The following is a 13,507-nucleotide window of genomic DNA, read 5'->3' on the forward strand; positions in this document are numbered from 1 at the left end:
TCTATCGAACTCTCAGCAGAACAGCCTCAACGTTCTTGTTGGGTTCACTCTAAGCGTACGTAAAGTACACTTTCGTGTCGTGACCCCTGGAACGACAGTGGCAGGGTTTATGGCTACCGTAAGCTGCACGATGATCTGCTCGATCAGGGCGAGATCTGCTGTCCGAACCGCGTGGCACGCCTGACAAAACTGGCTGGCATCAAAGCGCAGATTGGCTACAGGCGGCGGCCAGGTAGCCATAGTGGCAGGCCATCTCTGGTCATCGACAACACGCTGGCCCGGCAGTTTGATGTCGAGGCACCCGACAGGGTGTGGGTCACAGACATCACCTACATCCGCACCATGGAAGGGTTTGCCTACCTTGCAGTCGTACTCGACCTTTATTCGCGTCGTGTGGTGGGCTGGTCGATGCAGAGCCGCCAGACCTCGGATGTGGTACTGCAGGCGCTCCATATGGCCATCTGGCGACGAAAGCCCAAAAGCCGGGTGCTGATCCACTCGGATCAGGGCAGTCAGTTTACCAGCATGGACTGGACTGCCTTCATACGGGCTCACAATCTGGAACACTCGAGGAGCCGACGCGGCAATTGCCACGACAATGCTGTAGCGGAAAGTTTTTTCTCATCGCTCAAGCGCGAGCGCATCCGGCGTCGAACTTACAAAACGCGCCAGGAAGCCCGGCAGGACGTGTTTGACTACATCGAAATGTTCTATAACCCGGTGCGCAAGCACGTCAGGAACGGGATGCTGTCACCCGTGCAGTTCGAACAACAGCAGATTTTGAATGCTCAAGGCGTCTAGAAAACTAGGGGCTATTCACAGGAGACAAGGTTACACGAGACTAAAATCTCTTGATTTTTTCAGTTCGGCTATTAGAGTGGTTATCAATCTATCGTACGGCGCTATGATCACACTCGCAGACCCAAGCACAGCTTGGCAAAAGCACCGAGGTGTAAGCCTTGGAAATCGACGGCTGGAAGGCCCTTCACTCGGCTAGGCCGAATGTCGCAGCAGGCTATATAGCTTTTGCTGACCGATTAGTGGGGGATAGTTGAGGACGGTGAGATTCTTGTGGTCGTAAGTCTAGATATCTAGAGAGCGGCCAATTTTTTCCCCCTAACAATATCGTTGGGGTAAACATTAATGTAGACGTTGCCACATTTAACATTGTGCGTAGTACCACACTTGAATGTTATATCGTTGAGCGGTCGATTGTGTTCAAGTTGGACATCATGATGAAAGCCCGTGAGGAGCGGACACCCAAAACGAAATGAGCCCCGTAACAATGACGTGGCATCTTCCTCAATATTTTCTGCATCCGATAGCTCCCGATTGGCACCATGTAGTTCACGTAACTCAGCGCGTAGAAAGACTAATCCGCGTGCATCTTGATATGCACGCCGACGGATACCTTTTTTAAGACGTGGCAAGCGATCCTTGTCGAATTCTTGGGCAGTTAGCTCTTTCACAATGTCGTCCCACGGACGTTCACCACGTCGTAACATGCGAAAAATCTGCCTGATCGCTATATCCTTGTCGATAAAGAAGTTTTCGGGAGGCAATTGCAGAGGCTCTGCATCTCGTACGGCATTGACGCGTTTCTGCACTTCCTGGAATGATCGCATATTCTCTGAGGTAGGGTTAAGAGCATTTTGAATTGCTTGCTTGACTTTGTCATGATCGTGGCGCAGTTGCCTGCCGTTGTCGAAATTACATAATATATGAAGCGGCACTGGGAAAACGAAAAAATCAAACGGTGCAAGTGCCGCTTCATCGTTTTGTCCAGGAACATAAAGCAGCATGATATAGGCTGGTGCGGGTTGTTGTTCAGCTCTACGTTTGCGTTCAGCGTATTTGACAGCAGTTTGAAATACTTGGCTAACTTGGGCGGAATTATATGGTCGATTGTCGTCGTTCGTAGCCGGGACGGCTAGGACGTTGACTGGTCGACTCATACTGGAGGAAACCCATTGTTTGACCTCTCCGACCAATGCTTGTGGTATGCCTAATACAATAATAAGCGCTTTTGTTTCCGATACGCGAATCGCGGCAGCACGTTGTCGCTGTCGCTGTCGCTGTCGCTGTCGTCTCTGGTCGTCCTTCATAAGATTAACGGTGTCGACTAAGTAATGCTGCAATGTCGGCAGGGATCACCAGTCGATCACGCAAGTCTTGTCGTTGAGCAGCAATAAGGCGATCAAGCGCTGACATCGTGCCAACGGCAACTTCCTCTGGAGCAGAAGTTGCAGCTTCTGCAGTTGCTTGTGTCATAGTATCTAGTGCAACGCCGGTCTGCTCGGCCCACTGCTGTATCCGATCGCCTAAGCTCGCGACCTCGTCAGGATTCATCCTGGCGATCGATGTGAACTTTAATCCTGGTAAACGCAGATTTGAAGGAATAACGTGATAATTAGTGCGGTCATCAGGCTCAACCAATGTATAACGAAACGGCGGACGCTTGGTTACATACACTGGATTATTGTCGTTTCCTTGCACACAGAAAGCGATCAATATCGGCCGAGCCAGCGTATTCAGTAAATCCGCATGCTGCAATCCTTGAAAGATTTTTTGAACGTCTTCCTTTCTCTCTGGCGTAGCAATCGCAATTCGCGCTGGCTTTATCTCATCCTGAAGAACATAGAGGTGCGGCTCCAGCGTCTTCAGCCAATCCTTCAATGAACGACTTTCGCCCTCGATAGGCCAGAGTCTTTCTCCTCGTAAGGCTTGTCCAACAGCTGCGAGATACAGCGGCTCATCAGATTTTGCGTAATGCGTAGTTGCTAATTGCCTCGCTGCTTCAGCTGTTTCTCCCATGTTAGCTTTTTGTTCCATTGGCGTATTTTATCACTTTAGATTACCCAATTGCTTTTAATCCATCCGGTCAGTAAGGACAACTTCCTATAGCATACATTTCATTCTGTCCCATCCGCCGCAAGCGAGATGTTTAGCACTACTTTGGCAGAATGTGTTGCGAGGTCTGGAGTAGAAGGTTTCCACAGTGGGGGCATTGCCCGATGGGTGGTCGCAGGATGCGATCAAGAATGGCCTGTCGTATTGCTGGCAGACTGGGCTGTGGTGGTGGGCCGGTGACTCTTTTTTTTCCGCCCGACCGCCGTGAGGCGCCGGGACTGGAGAAAGGCGTAGGCCATCATGGACATCAGGGCGTGTCGGTGCAGGCCTGTCCATGATCGCCCCTCAAAGTGATCGAGGCCCAGTTCCTCCTTGAGTTGCTGATGCGCCTGCTCGCAGACCCATCGGGCTTTGATCGCAGCGGCCAGTAGCCTGAGGGAGGTGTCGGCAGACAGGTTGGACAGATAGTATTTCCGTTCTCCAGTGGAACGGTGCTCGCCAATCAGCCAGGCTTCCTCCCCGGGCATATGCTGGGCCGTCCGGCCACCGATACGCTGGGCTGGACCATCTGCAACGCGTATCCGCATGGCTGCAAAGCGGGCCGCCAGGCCACCTTTGGTCCCGCGACGCCAACTGACCCTGCGCCATGTTGCAGTTTCCAGTATCTTATGGGCAGGGACAGATTGCTGGTCCGGTACCGGATGCATCCGGGATGGGCCGCGCTTTCTGGCCGGAAACACCAGCTCCACATCGGTGGAATAGACTTTCTGATGGCGTGGTATCTCGACTGCCCAGCGCAGGCCCCGCGCACTCAGGGCCTGACGGAACGGGGCGGACAGGCCATAACCGGCATCCGCAAGAACACAGCCAAAACGGACACCTGCGGCACAGAGGCGATCAATCTCTTCGATCGCCATCTCCGGTTTGGTCCTGGAGCCCTGATGTTCCAGTGGAACACCAGCCCGATTCAGGCGTGCCGGATCTGCTGTCCAGATATCGGGCAGGAACAGACGGAGTGACAGCATCAGTGGCACTTCACGCGAAGCCAGTGTCACGGACACCAGTGTCTGACAATTCGCTTTCTTGCCCAGGGTCGAAGCATATTGGGGCGCTACGCCAACAGAATGTTCTCCCTTTTTGGGGAGGGAGGTATCATCGATGATCAGCCATGAACGCTCGCCGCCCACCAGATGGTCAGCATGACGCCACAGAGCAGCCTCAAGTGGCGCACTGTCCCACACACCGGCACTGACGAAATGATGCAGCCGGTCATAAGGGATATCGCCATTGCGTGCAGCCATAGGCTGCACGCTCTTGCGGTCACCAGGTCCGATCAGGCCTGCAATATAAGCCGGACACATCGCCCGCTGCGCTTTGTGACCCAGGGCCGCCAGAAATGGCGCAAGCCATACTTCCAGATCCGATCGCCAGTCGGTGTTCATCGCCAGCTCCCACTACAGCGGGTCTTCCATGAATCACTGATCGCACCCGTTGGGAATCCTTATCCCAAATTTTCTGCCAAAGTAGTGTTAGGGCGTGTCGTCAGTTAAGCGGGAGGATTATGCCGCTTGTACTCCCTTTTGATCTGTGATGTTTTCTTGCTGTTTCTGGGACGGGGAGAGTGTGAATGCGACGGTATGGTCTAAGCGACAGTCAGTGAGAGCGGATAAAGAACCTTCTTCCGGGTCGTGAAGGTGGAGGGTTCGAAGAACCCTCTGGTTTTGGGCCTGCCTTTGTGATTCCATTACTCCTGCATTGATTGGGGGCATTGATCATGAAGCAGGCTGGCTTTTTTGATGTTGAAGAGCGGCTTGCGCGATTGAGCGGGCTTGGTGATCAGCTCGAAGCTTTTTCCCGGATTGTGGATTTTGAAGTGTTCCGCCCTGATTTAGAGCAGGCTCTGGCCTATTCAACTGGGAGTAAAGGCGGGCGACCGCCATTTGATCCGGTACTGATGTTCAAGATCCTGGTGATCCAGACGCTGAACAATCTGTCCGATGAACGGACGGAGTATCTGATCAACGACCGCCTCTCCTTCATGCGTTTCCTTGGTCTGGGGCTTTCAGATCGGGTGCCGGACGCCAAAACACTCTGGCTGTTCCGTGAACGCCTGACCCAGGCGAGCGCAATTGAAAGACTGTTTGACCGATTTGACGCGACCCTGCGCAACGCGGGCTATCTGCCGATGTCAGGACAGATCCTTGATGCAACACTGGTGGCTGCTCCAAAGCAGCGTAATACGAACGCTGAAAAAGCCGGTCTTCGGGAGGGACGGATCCCACAGGACTGGCAGGACAAGCCGACAAAACTGTCGCATAAGGATCGTCATGCGCGCTGGACACTGAAATTCACGAAAGCAAAACGGCAGGATGACGGAACGATCCCAGCAACGGACCTCGCCATCCCGTTCTTTGGCTACAAGTCGCACATCTCCATCGACCGGAAGTTCCGGTTCATCCGCAAATGGAAAACGACGCATGCCGCCGCCAGTGATGGCGCCAGACTACGCGAGGGCCTGCTGGATAAAACCAATACGGCCTCAAGTGTCTGGGCTGACACGGCGTATCGCTCAAAAGCCAATGAAGACTTCATGGAAAAGCACGGCTTTGTCTCAAAGGTTCACAGGAAAAAGCCGCATCTCAAACCTATGCCCCGGCATATTCAGCAATCTAATGCAGGGAAGTCGGTGATCCGATCCCGCGTCGAGCATGTCTTTGCCGATCAGAAATCGCAGATGGGATTGTTCATCCGAACTGTCGGTATCACCCGGGCCACCATGAGGATCGGGCTCGCCAATATCGTCTACAACATGCGCCGCTTCCTCTTCTTGGAGCGGATCAGCACCACAGCGTAGCTATCAAGCGGGTAACAGCTCCCAATCTGCTCAAAACGCAGATCAAAAGTGACCCAAAGAAACGTCAATCAGCAGGCCAAAGGCTCAAAATCACAAGCAAGGCACACCAATTAACGGTTCTTCGATCACTCCAGGTCAGAGCAGGCATCTTTATTGGAAGGACGCCCGCCTGACGCATTTCCCGGTAGCGCTCATCGCTTCTCACCCACTTGAAGGGGTCGGCCTGCTTGCTGTGGGTTCGGCTTAGCCCTTCATTCATGACAAGAATGGAATCTACGCTACGAAATGCCGAAGATGACCAGATGCGGTAAGCATGATCAAAGTCATCCCGTTCTGGTCCGGTAAAATACATGAAGGTCGGGATGAATCCGTTTCCTTTAAGGAAGTCGCCCAGAGGCACCTCGTTGGCGAGTTCTTCACTGACGCGATCCCCGCCGCCGATATCAATGACAATTGACGACTGGCGGCTGATAGCGGTTGCCAGAGCCGTGGCCAGCCACGTCTTGCTTGTCTCCAGTTCCGCATTCCGGGGACGTTCGATTCCGTTGGGGCCTTTAGGATCTAAAATCCGGGAAAGTGTGGGGTTGTTTACGTCCCCGTCCGCGACGAGGACGGGGCGTCCTGCGTTAATCGCATTATGCGCCACTATGGCGCAACCAAGGCTGCCGCCTCCACGACCGCGTCCCAGACGCCATACGGCGCGATAGCTGGTGGTGCTCTCAGCTTTTGAATTTCCAGCACTCATGGATGACTGACTCCTCATGATGGACAAACCCTGTTGCCTGCCTCATGGGAATATCCGTCATCCGGTTGTGGGTCCGGACAGGGGAGATCAGATGACGTATTTGTAGGACTGCCCACACATGACGACATCTTCCTCATCCATCGTCATGGTACGGTTTGTTTCATGACGCTGGCGTAGCATGCGCGAGACGACGCGAACCCAGTCCAGTTCATATTCAAAATGCCACTTGCTCGGGTAGCCCGGAAGGTCATCAAACTCCCATGGATTTCCTGTTGCGCCGCTGATTTCGCCCTTTTTGGCAGGCGGGAAATTCTCTTCCTCGCACGGCGGAAGCGCCATGCCGCGCTCATCGCTCAGGATCTTCTGTTTTGGATACTGTCCTGGCGGTGTGGTGGCCACGACAGGCGCGGATTCTAAGGCTTTCCGGGCATCAAACTCCGCTTGCCGGGATTGTTGTACGCGATCCCTTTCATCACGTTCCCGCTTTTCGCGTGCTGAGGCCGCCGCGCGCTCTGCCTGCTCCATTTTTTCTTTCAGTTCGGCCCCGGGCTTCACACGCTCCCTATGGATGTGCGCCTGGTTGGTGAGCTGCTCGGCTTCTTCCCTGAACGTCGCTGTCCGTGCTGCTTCTTCGGCACGGACACTGGCCCGTTCCTTACGTGCCTCCATCCATTTTCCGACACGGTACCACGTCATCTTGGCGCACCTGACGGTAGGTGCGAGCCCCCGCGCATTCACCAGTCCGACGTCCGAAAACCAGCGGCACAGGGCCACCCAGTCAATGCGACGACCATCACGATGACGCAGGATTTCCGCGCGGTGACGCTCCATCCACGTCCGCAGCGATAGCGCCCCGGATGCTTCCTCAAGCACCGCCAATGCACCTTCAACACCGATGGTTGCCGCAGACATCCTGACCTCCCGACCGCACTGGAGCGCGCCTCATGGCGCTGCCAGAGGCATATCACGACCACACCACGATTACAATAAGACCACGTTTCGGCTACGCCACGACCACAGAAGGACTACAGAACGACTACAGAAAATTCTTAAGTCCATATACAAATGCAAACCTTTCGGTTTGCGCTTCGCGCGGATTACATCCGCCTACAGGCCGATGCCTGTCTCCATCGCCCTCAACCGCTGTGTGGCAACAGGCATCACCAAAACCCAAAAAAGTGACTTTTCTCTCTATCGTGATCCCACGCTGGTCCTCAGTCGCGCAATCGTAGGTAGTCTTATCCTCTTCATGCCTGTCGGAGCCCTGCATGACGGATCTACTTTCCAACCTGCCCGCACAACAGCCTGCGTCCCTGACTGTCTTTCAGGCCCGACTGGACGCGCATGCCCAGCAGCATTGGCTGGACGTGTTCGCAGGTTTTTCCACGCTTCGAGCCATTACCTTTTCCAGCTCACTGGAATTCCTGCTCGACCTTGCCGAACAGTTCGAAGACATGGAAATCATCTTCGGCGCTGAGCATATCCTGACCAAAACCCACCTGGCCCTTGTCCAGGCCTGCGAGGTTTTTGAAGACTACGGATTCCGGGACTGCCTGGCAGACCAGAAATCCCTTGTGGAAGGCCTGCGCCAGCTTCTCGGGTCACGCAGCAGCCTCTTCCTGCCGCGCCTGCATGATGGCACGCTACGCTTCCGGCTGTTGACCGGCCGCCCCAGTCATGAAAAGCTCTACCTTCTGTCCGGCCCCGATGGCCACCGGGTGGTTACGGGGTCCGCCAATCTCAGCTTGTCCGCTTTCCATGCCCGCCAGCGTGAAGTGATCGTCACCTTTGATGACCCAACCGCATGGCACGTGTTCGAAGACTATTACCAACGCGATTACAAACAGAGCGTGCCGATTGAAGACGAAATCCTGATCGGCGTTTCTCCGACTGCGAAAACAGGGCAGGCGGATATCCGGACGGACCCGATCCCCTATGAGGATGTACCCATCGTTCGTGCCATCCGGGCCGGGCTTGCGCATGTCGAACAGGGTGGCATGCCCATGCCGGACGGCTTTTCCACCACAGCCCTGCGCATGGCACAGCGCCTGCGACAGGAACTGGAAACCGTGCCCTTGCCCATGAACCGCAAGGGCGTGGCCCTTGTCACGCCCAGAACGGTCTCAACCTTTCTGCAGGCCCGCAACAACATGCCCGCACCAGATCGTCCGGCAGATGACATCCCACACGCGACCCTATCGGTCCGGACGGGCGAAGTCCATCTGAATGACCGGTTATGGCTATCGGAAAAGGAGACCATACCAGCCGGGCAGGTCGCGCGGGATGCGCGTATGCTGGTCAGCTATATCAGCAGTTTCGCGGCGTTTTATGGCAACAGCCAGAGTGTCATGGCGTCCTACTGGGCTTTTCTGGTCTGGCTCTACATGGCTCCCTTTGCTGCTTTCCTGCGGCAGGGGGCCGTCATCAACCATATCGACCCGTGGCTCTATCCGCCCTATGCCGTTCTGTATGGCCGCTCCAGCGGGGGCAAGACCCTGTTCACGCGGATCATCGCCCAATCCATGTTCGGGATCGTCAAGAGCATCCGCTCATCAGACTTTACTGCGCAGCGCGCACTGGCCTTACGCCATGGGCTAGGAGCCATTCCATTGCTGATCGACGATGTCACGCCTGACCGGATGGGCAAATACGTGCCGGACATGGTCCGTACCGATCATGACATGGCCGAACGCTATGCCCCGATCGTCCTGACCACCAACAAGGATGTCACCAGCATTTCTGCCGATCTTACCAAGCGGATGGTGACCTGCCATATCGATGCCTCCCTGCCCGACAGTCGTGCGCTCCAGACGGAAAGCCCCCGCCGTCTGCAAAAGGAGATCGGCACTGCCCTTTACCGCCAGTATCTGACCCTCATGCTCCCCCAGATCCGCGCCATGCGGATCAAGATGGATCAGGATACGGGCAAGACCATTCCGGATGCCTTCACCATCTCCTCACGCATCCTGCTTTCCCTGCTGGAGCAGAACGTTTCTCCCCACCCCGACTGGGCCTGTCCGCTCTCTTACCGGACCTATCAGGCAATGCGGGCCATCCAGTTCCAGCGTGTTCTTGTCGAGATGATCGGAAGCCACCCCGAAAACATCACCCTGTCACGGGACAGGCGCTTCATGCGGATGCGCTTTGGCGGTGACATTCGCCAGGCTGTGGCCTTCGAGAAATCCGTGCCGGAATTCGTCTTCAAGGGCCGTATCGCGGATACGGTCAAACTGGACCTGATGGCCATGAAAGAAGAACTGGGCTTCTCACCACTCCGCAATACCTCCCTGCTGGGGCGTGTCGTAAAAGCCTGGAAGAAACCCGGATAAGCCAACAACGATGCGTGCACGCATGATCATCCGGTTTCAACTCTCAGACGGCCCGGATGGGACCTGGATAAGCCTGCACGAATGGATCATGGGTCAGGAGGGGCAGGCCCTCCACCGTGGCCTGGGCGACCAGAATACGGTCAAATGGATCGCGATGGACATCGGGAAGTTGTCCGACCGCCACGGCATGCTGGCTGGTAACAGGCAGTTCCCCGTAATCGTTCTCGATGAGGCCGCGTCGCAACAGGTGCGGATCCACCTGGAAGTCTGCCCGGCCAAGTCCGGCCTTGATGGTGACTTCCCACAGACTGGCGGCACTGAACACCAGCATATTCTCCGGGTTTTCCATGAGAGCCCTGGCGTCAGCGGAGAGTTTCTCAGGTTCTCCAGTCGCCCAGAGGAGCAGATGGGTATCGAGCAGAAGCCTCATGCCTGCCCATCGAACAGCGAACCGATCTCGTCCTGTCCCATGTGATCGAAATCGTCCGGCACCTGCATCCTGCCTGCAAGGAAGCCCAGGCGTTGCTTGTGCTGTTGGTCCGGAGCGGAGATAGGGCTCACCCGTACAACCGGTTTACCGGCCTTGGCGATGATAAAGCTCTCGCCTTTCATTGCAGCGTCGATCAACCGGGACAGATGCGTCTTGGCTTCATGGATATTAACGGTTCGCATGGGACACTCTTTGGCTTGGTCAAATCAACTTAGTCAAGTTGGACTGAATGAGCAAGAAAACAGCTTTTGTCGATCTCATCAACGATGATCGTATCATCATGCCCGCGTCTGCTTGCAGATGGCGGCAATCACCCTGGTGCCCAGATCCTTTCTGGGATGAGAAACGACCATGATCCCTGGTCGCGACGGATGTTTGAAGACGCTATATGAACCGCGCACGCGATCCAGCTTCCAACACGCGCCGCCATCCGCTATGGTCATCACGGGATAGTGCAGCAGCAACCCCTGCAACGTGTACTCATAGGTATCGATCTCCAGACACAGGTCCGACTACATCGCGGCGGGGTTTGCGCGCACACGACCCATACATTCCCTGATTTCACTCGTGCCCGCTACTTCCATGAAATCCATCACAACAGGGTACTGCCTGCACGTCAGGACGATTGAGTTCAGCGCATCAGCGCAAATCGGGATATGTATGTTCAGCGTCCTTGGCCATTCCCTGATGGAGGAGCGTTGCTGGGTCGCGCCGTGTGTCAGTCAAGTTCCTGCCGCAACCGTGCGACTACCTTTGCCAGTGCGGGCTGGCATGCCACAAGCCGGTCGAGCGTTTCGCGGAACTGTCGCAGGCCATCAACTAGGTCATTGTCCGCCACCCCTCGGACCAGGACGCCCCTGTCCACGCGAAACGGCAGGATCAACTGCTTTTCATGCAGTACGAAGCCAGTATCCTGCAATAGCTCCACCAGTTCAGGCAGGATGCGGTTCCACTTGTTGGCCTTGAAGTTGTGACAGAGCTCCAGCCCCGCGCGCCCATAACCATTCTGGCACAGCCGCGATATCACTGTGATCTCGCTGTCATCAACTGGGTCGAAATCAGTCCACTGCAGGTAGAAGACGACATCTTCATCCGCGCAACCAGGATCATTCCATTCGGAGGCCGCCAGCCAGAATTCATCCTCCCGCGTATCGCCGCGCCAGTCATGTTCCTTGATCCAGTCCGCCGTCATGGCATTGAGCGTAGTGTCTACGGTCTTATCGAGGGCTTCGACATGGCGTAGCGTCAGTTCGATGTCAGGAAGATTTTCAATCAGGGCAGCATTGAGTTCAGGCGTATTCATGTCATGATCCTTGTATATTCAGAAACTGTCGATGTGATTCGCGAACTGCCGCGCCAGCATGCCGTTGAAGCCCGTGGCGGGCAGGCGGCGCAGGATGGTGGCGATATCGTGCCAGTCGATGCAGGCGACCCCTGGGGGAACTCGCTCCGGCAGACGGGGGGCAAGGTAAAGAACGCCCGCCCATGCATGTCCCATCGCACGACGCCTGGCCTGCGCGCTCTCGACATAGCGGGCCAGTTGGTCGGGACCTTCCGGGGCATGGATCTTGACCTCGACCAGCAGCGTGAAATCCTGCCCGTCAATGGCAATGTCCACCCGGTTGCGCAAACTTGCCATCGGCCAGTGTTCCGTAAGGACCCCCGCTGCGTGCAGCATCCCGTCTCCTGCCACATCCGCAGGCAGGTCCATGCGGCGGCGCAGCAGTTCGATTACCCCGTGCAGGACCGCAGCGCCATAGCCATGGGTACCACGCGGGTCTAGAAACCATGCCAGAACTCTGGCGTTGCGCTGCTCGTCGTGTTTCAGGTTTGCCACGTCCCAGACATTGATTGCGTGCCCCTGTGCACGGGCATTACGCACATGTGGCATGACCTGGTGCAGCCATGCCTGAACCTGTCGCGGGGCCTGGTCTGGCAGGGGCCGCGCCTGCGTATGGCGCAGCAGTCCCATGATGCGCGGAAGCCATGCGATTACGGGCTCATGCTCATATGCCATCATTGCCTTGATGCTACCTTTCCTGTCGTATCGGCGACATTCTGATGGAAAGGGGGAACTGAAACATCCATGTTCCAAGGCATGACTGATATGCAGCGAAGGGCAAAAAACGGAATGAACGTTTTTCCTTACCCGCCTTGCAGGAAGGATTGTTTGCATTTTCCCGACATCCGGGGTTTGACAGGGGCACGCCTGCGCTGGACATTGCCTGTACCATGACACGACATGTTCCGGCCCCATTCCTGTTCGTCGATGTAGAGGCATCGTCCCTGCACGAGGGAGGATTCCCCATTGAGGTCGCATGGGTAACGCAGGACGGGGTGTCTGAAAGCCATCTTGTCCGTCCGCAGGAGGGGTGGGCCGAATGGTGCACGCAGGCGGCACGGCTACATGGCCTGACGCTTACTATGCTGCATGCACACGGGAAGGCGGCGCAGGATGTCGCCCATCGTTTCGTGCAGGTCGCGCGCGGGCGGCGGGTTGTCAGCGATGCGACGGCATTTGATGGCACGTGGCTATCGATGCTGTGCGATACGGCAGGACTGGCAGCTCCGCCACTGCTACCGGTGCAACTTGCCTATGCCGAGGCGGTAGGGCCGCTACTCGATCATTCCGCGTCCCGCTCGGTACAGGCACGTATGGCATTGCAGATTGTCAATCATCATGAAGCCGATGAAGATGCGTGCAACAGGGTGCGCCACCGCGCGCTGTACGATGCATGGTCGCTGTTTCGCATATGGAGCGCGATCGCGGGTGTACCCGCCTCGCCAGACCCGCCAGCCTGATCAGGTCGTATGATCAGCCCTGCGCAATGACAGCATTGTCGTCACTGACTGCGCATTTTCAATGCATCAGGTCAGGTTGGGTGTTTGAGGGAAGAAACGAAATCCCACGCCAAGCTGAAAACGGAATCTGAACTGCCCCGGGTTTACCGGAGAGCGATTTGTTCAGTAATCAGGCTGCGACATCAAGCCTGCTCTGATCTGCATAAAAGGCCCGTTCAGATTCTGCGGGAGGCCTGTAGCCGATTGGCGCCAGCAGGCGTCGATTATTATACCAGTCCACCCATCTGAGGTGCCCCTGCCCCGAACGAGAGGTGGACCCGTCTGTTCGGACAGTTTTTGGGTTTGAATATGAATAGCCCCTAGTTTTCTAGACGCCTTGAGCATTCAAAATCTGCTGTTGTTCGAACTGCACGGGTGACAGCATCCCGTTCCTGACG

12 protein-coding genes and 2 pseudogenes are annotated in these 13,507 nt (G+C 55.9%); 4 read left to right on the forward strand and 10 right to left on the reverse strand.

Going from position 1 to position 13,507, the window contains the following annotated elements; genetic code table 11:
* Positions 1–81: 81 nt before the first annotated feature.
* Positions 82–801 (forward strand): annotated as a pseudogene (locus DY926_RS16670) (IS3 family transposase); the annotation flags it as partial.
* Positions 802–1,091: 290 nt separating this feature from the next.
* On the opposite strand, the gene DY926_RS17155 reads toward DY926_RS16670, so the two are convergent.
* From DY926_RS17155 to DY926_RS16675, 3 genes and pseudogenes are all read right to left on the reverse strand, one after another.
* Entirely contained in the window at positions 1,092–2,105 is a 1,014-nt protein-coding gene (locus tag DY926_RS17155) for a hypothetical protein (RefSeq protein ID WP_148707844.1), read from the reverse strand.
* A gap of 4 nt (positions 2,106–2,109) precedes the next feature.
* On the reverse strand, positions 2,110–2,832 hold the full coding sequence (locus DY926_RS17160; RefSeq protein ID WP_148707845.1) for a hypothetical protein: 723 nt from the start codon (positions 2,830–2,832) through the stop codon (positions 2,110–2,112).
* A gap of 206 nt (positions 2,833–3,038) precedes the next feature.
* Positions 3,039–4,292, reverse strand: a pseudogene (locus DY926_RS16675) (IS701 family transposase); the annotation flags it as partial.
* A 332-nt stretch (positions 4,293–4,624) separates the two neighbouring features.
* Between DY926_RS16675 and DY926_RS16680 the strand changes: the two are divergent.
* A complete protein-coding gene (locus DY926_RS16680; protein WP_116704368.1) occupies positions 4,625–5,704 on the forward strand; it encodes an IS5 family transposase in 1,080 nt (359 codons plus the stop codon).
* Between the two features lie 64 nt (positions 5,705–5,768).
* Here DY926_RS16680 and DY926_RS17165 read toward each other — a convergent pair whose 3' ends face one another.
* Both DY926_RS17165 and DY926_RS16685 read right to left on the reverse strand, forming a co-directional pair.
* On the reverse strand, positions 5,769–6,449 hold the full coding sequence (locus DY926_RS17165) for a P-loop NTPase family protein (protein WP_148707846.1): 681 nt from the start codon (positions 6,447–6,449) through the stop codon (positions 5,769–5,771).
* An 87-nt stretch (positions 6,450–6,536) separates the two neighbouring features.
* Positions 6,537–7,361 carry a hypothetical protein gene (locus tag DY926_RS16685; protein ID WP_116704361.1) on the reverse strand — a complete coding sequence of 275 codons (825 nt, stop codon included), beginning with the start codon at positions 7,359–7,361 and terminating at the stop codon, positions 6,537–6,539.
* Between the two features lie 356 nt (positions 7,362–7,717).
* Here DY926_RS16685 and DY926_RS16690 point away from each other — a divergent pair, with 356 nt between their 5' ends.
* Positions 7,718–9,778: a phospholipase D family protein gene (locus DY926_RS16690; protein ID WP_116704362.1), complete on the forward strand. Its 2,061-nt coding sequence runs from the start codon at positions 7,718–7,720 to the stop codon at positions 9,776–9,778.
* 43 nt (positions 9,779–9,821) lie between these two features.
* Here DY926_RS16690 and DY926_RS16695 read toward each other — a convergent pair whose 3' ends face one another.
* The 5 genes from DY926_RS16695 to DY926_RS16715 form a co-directional block, all read right to left on the reverse strand.
* A complete protein-coding gene (locus DY926_RS16695) occupies positions 9,822–10,208 on the reverse strand; it encodes a type II toxin-antitoxin system VapC family toxin (RefSeq protein WP_116704363.1) in 387 nt (128 codons plus the stop codon).
* The gene (locus DY926_RS16700) at positions 10,205–10,450 is read right to left on the reverse strand and encodes a type II toxin-antitoxin system Phd/YefM family antitoxin (protein WP_116704364.1); all 246 of its coding nucleotides are present in this window, start codon (positions 10,448–10,450) and stop codon (positions 10,205–10,207) included. The genes DY926_RS16695 and DY926_RS16700 overlap by 4 nt, the downstream gene beginning before the upstream one ends.
* Positions 10,451–10,546: 96 nt before the next feature.
* Positions 10,547–10,711 (reverse strand): type II toxin-antitoxin system HicA family toxin, encoded by a 165-nt coding sequence (locus DY926_RS16705; RefSeq protein ID WP_116704369.1) that lies wholly within the window; start codon positions 10,709–10,711, stop codon positions 10,547–10,549.
* A gap of 275 nt (positions 10,712–10,986) precedes the next feature.
* Entirely contained in the window at positions 10,987–11,571 is a 585-nt protein-coding gene (locus DY926_RS16710; protein WP_116704365.1) for a hypothetical protein, read from the reverse strand.
* Between the two features lie 18 nt (positions 11,572–11,589).
* Positions 11,590–12,288, reverse strand: coding sequence for a PD-(D/E)XK nuclease family protein (locus DY926_RS16715; protein WP_158552074.1), 699 nt, complete (start codon positions 12,286–12,288; stop codon positions 11,590–11,592).
* Between the two features lie 212 nt (positions 12,289–12,500).
* On the opposite strand from DY926_RS16715, the gene DY926_RS16720 reads away from it, so the two are divergent.
* Positions 12,501–13,070: a 3'-5' exonuclease gene (locus DY926_RS16720; RefSeq protein WP_158552077.1), complete on the forward strand. Its 570-nt coding sequence runs from the start codon at positions 12,501–12,503 to the stop codon at positions 13,068–13,070.
* Positions 13,071–13,507 lie beyond the last annotated feature (437 nt).

The sequence above is a fragment of the Komagataeibacter melaceti genome (assembly GCF_003403295.1).
In the GTDB taxonomy this organism is placed as follows: domain Bacteria; phylum Pseudomonadota; class Alphaproteobacteria; order Acetobacterales; family Acetobacteraceae; genus Komagataeibacter; species Komagataeibacter melaceti.

Coding starts and splice junctions, on each gene's coding strand:
- DY926_RS16680 (WP_116704368.1), top strand. CDS start 4,625: ATGAAGCAGGCTGGCTTTTTTGATGTTGAAGAGCGGCTTGCGCGATTG.
- DY926_RS16685 (WP_116704361.1), bottom strand. CDS start 7,361: ATGTCTGCGGCAACCATCGGTGTTGAAGGTGCATTGGCGGTGCTTGAG.
- DY926_RS16695 (WP_116704363.1), bottom strand. CDS start 10,208: ATGAGGCTTCTGCTCGATACCCATCTGCTCCTCTGGGCGACTGGAGAA.
- DY926_RS16715 (WP_158552074.1), bottom strand. CDS start 12,288: ATGATGGCATATGAGCATGAGCCCGTAATCGCATGGCTTCCGCGCATC.
- DY926_RS16690 (WP_116704362.1), top strand. CDS start 7,718: ATGACGGATCTACTTTCCAACCTGCCCGCACAACAGCCTGCGTCCCTG.
- DY926_RS16720 (WP_158552077.1), top strand. CDS start 12,501: ATGACACGACATGTTCCGGCCCCATTCCTGTTCGTCGATGTAGAGGCA.
- DY926_RS17165 (WP_148707846.1), bottom strand. CDS start 6,449: ATGAGTGCTGGAAATTCAAAAGCTGAGAGCACCACCAGCTATCGCGCC.
- DY926_RS17155 (WP_148707844.1), bottom strand. CDS start 2,105: ATGAAGGACGACCAGAGACGACAGCGACAGCGACAGCGACAGCGACAA.
- DY926_RS17160 (WP_148707845.1), bottom strand. CDS start 2,832: ATGGAACAAAAAGCTAACATGGGAGAAACAGCTGAAGCAGCGAGGCAA.
- DY926_RS16710 (WP_116704365.1), bottom strand. CDS start 11,571: ATGAATACGCCTGAACTCAATGCTGCCCTGATTGAAAATCTTCCTGAC.
- DY926_RS16705 (WP_116704369.1), bottom strand. CDS start 10,711: ATGACCATAGCGGATGGCGGCGCGTGTTGGAAGCTGGATCGCGTGCGC.
- DY926_RS16700 (WP_116704364.1), bottom strand. CDS start 10,450: ATGCGAACCGTTAATATCCATGAAGCCAAGACGCATCTGTCCCGGTTG.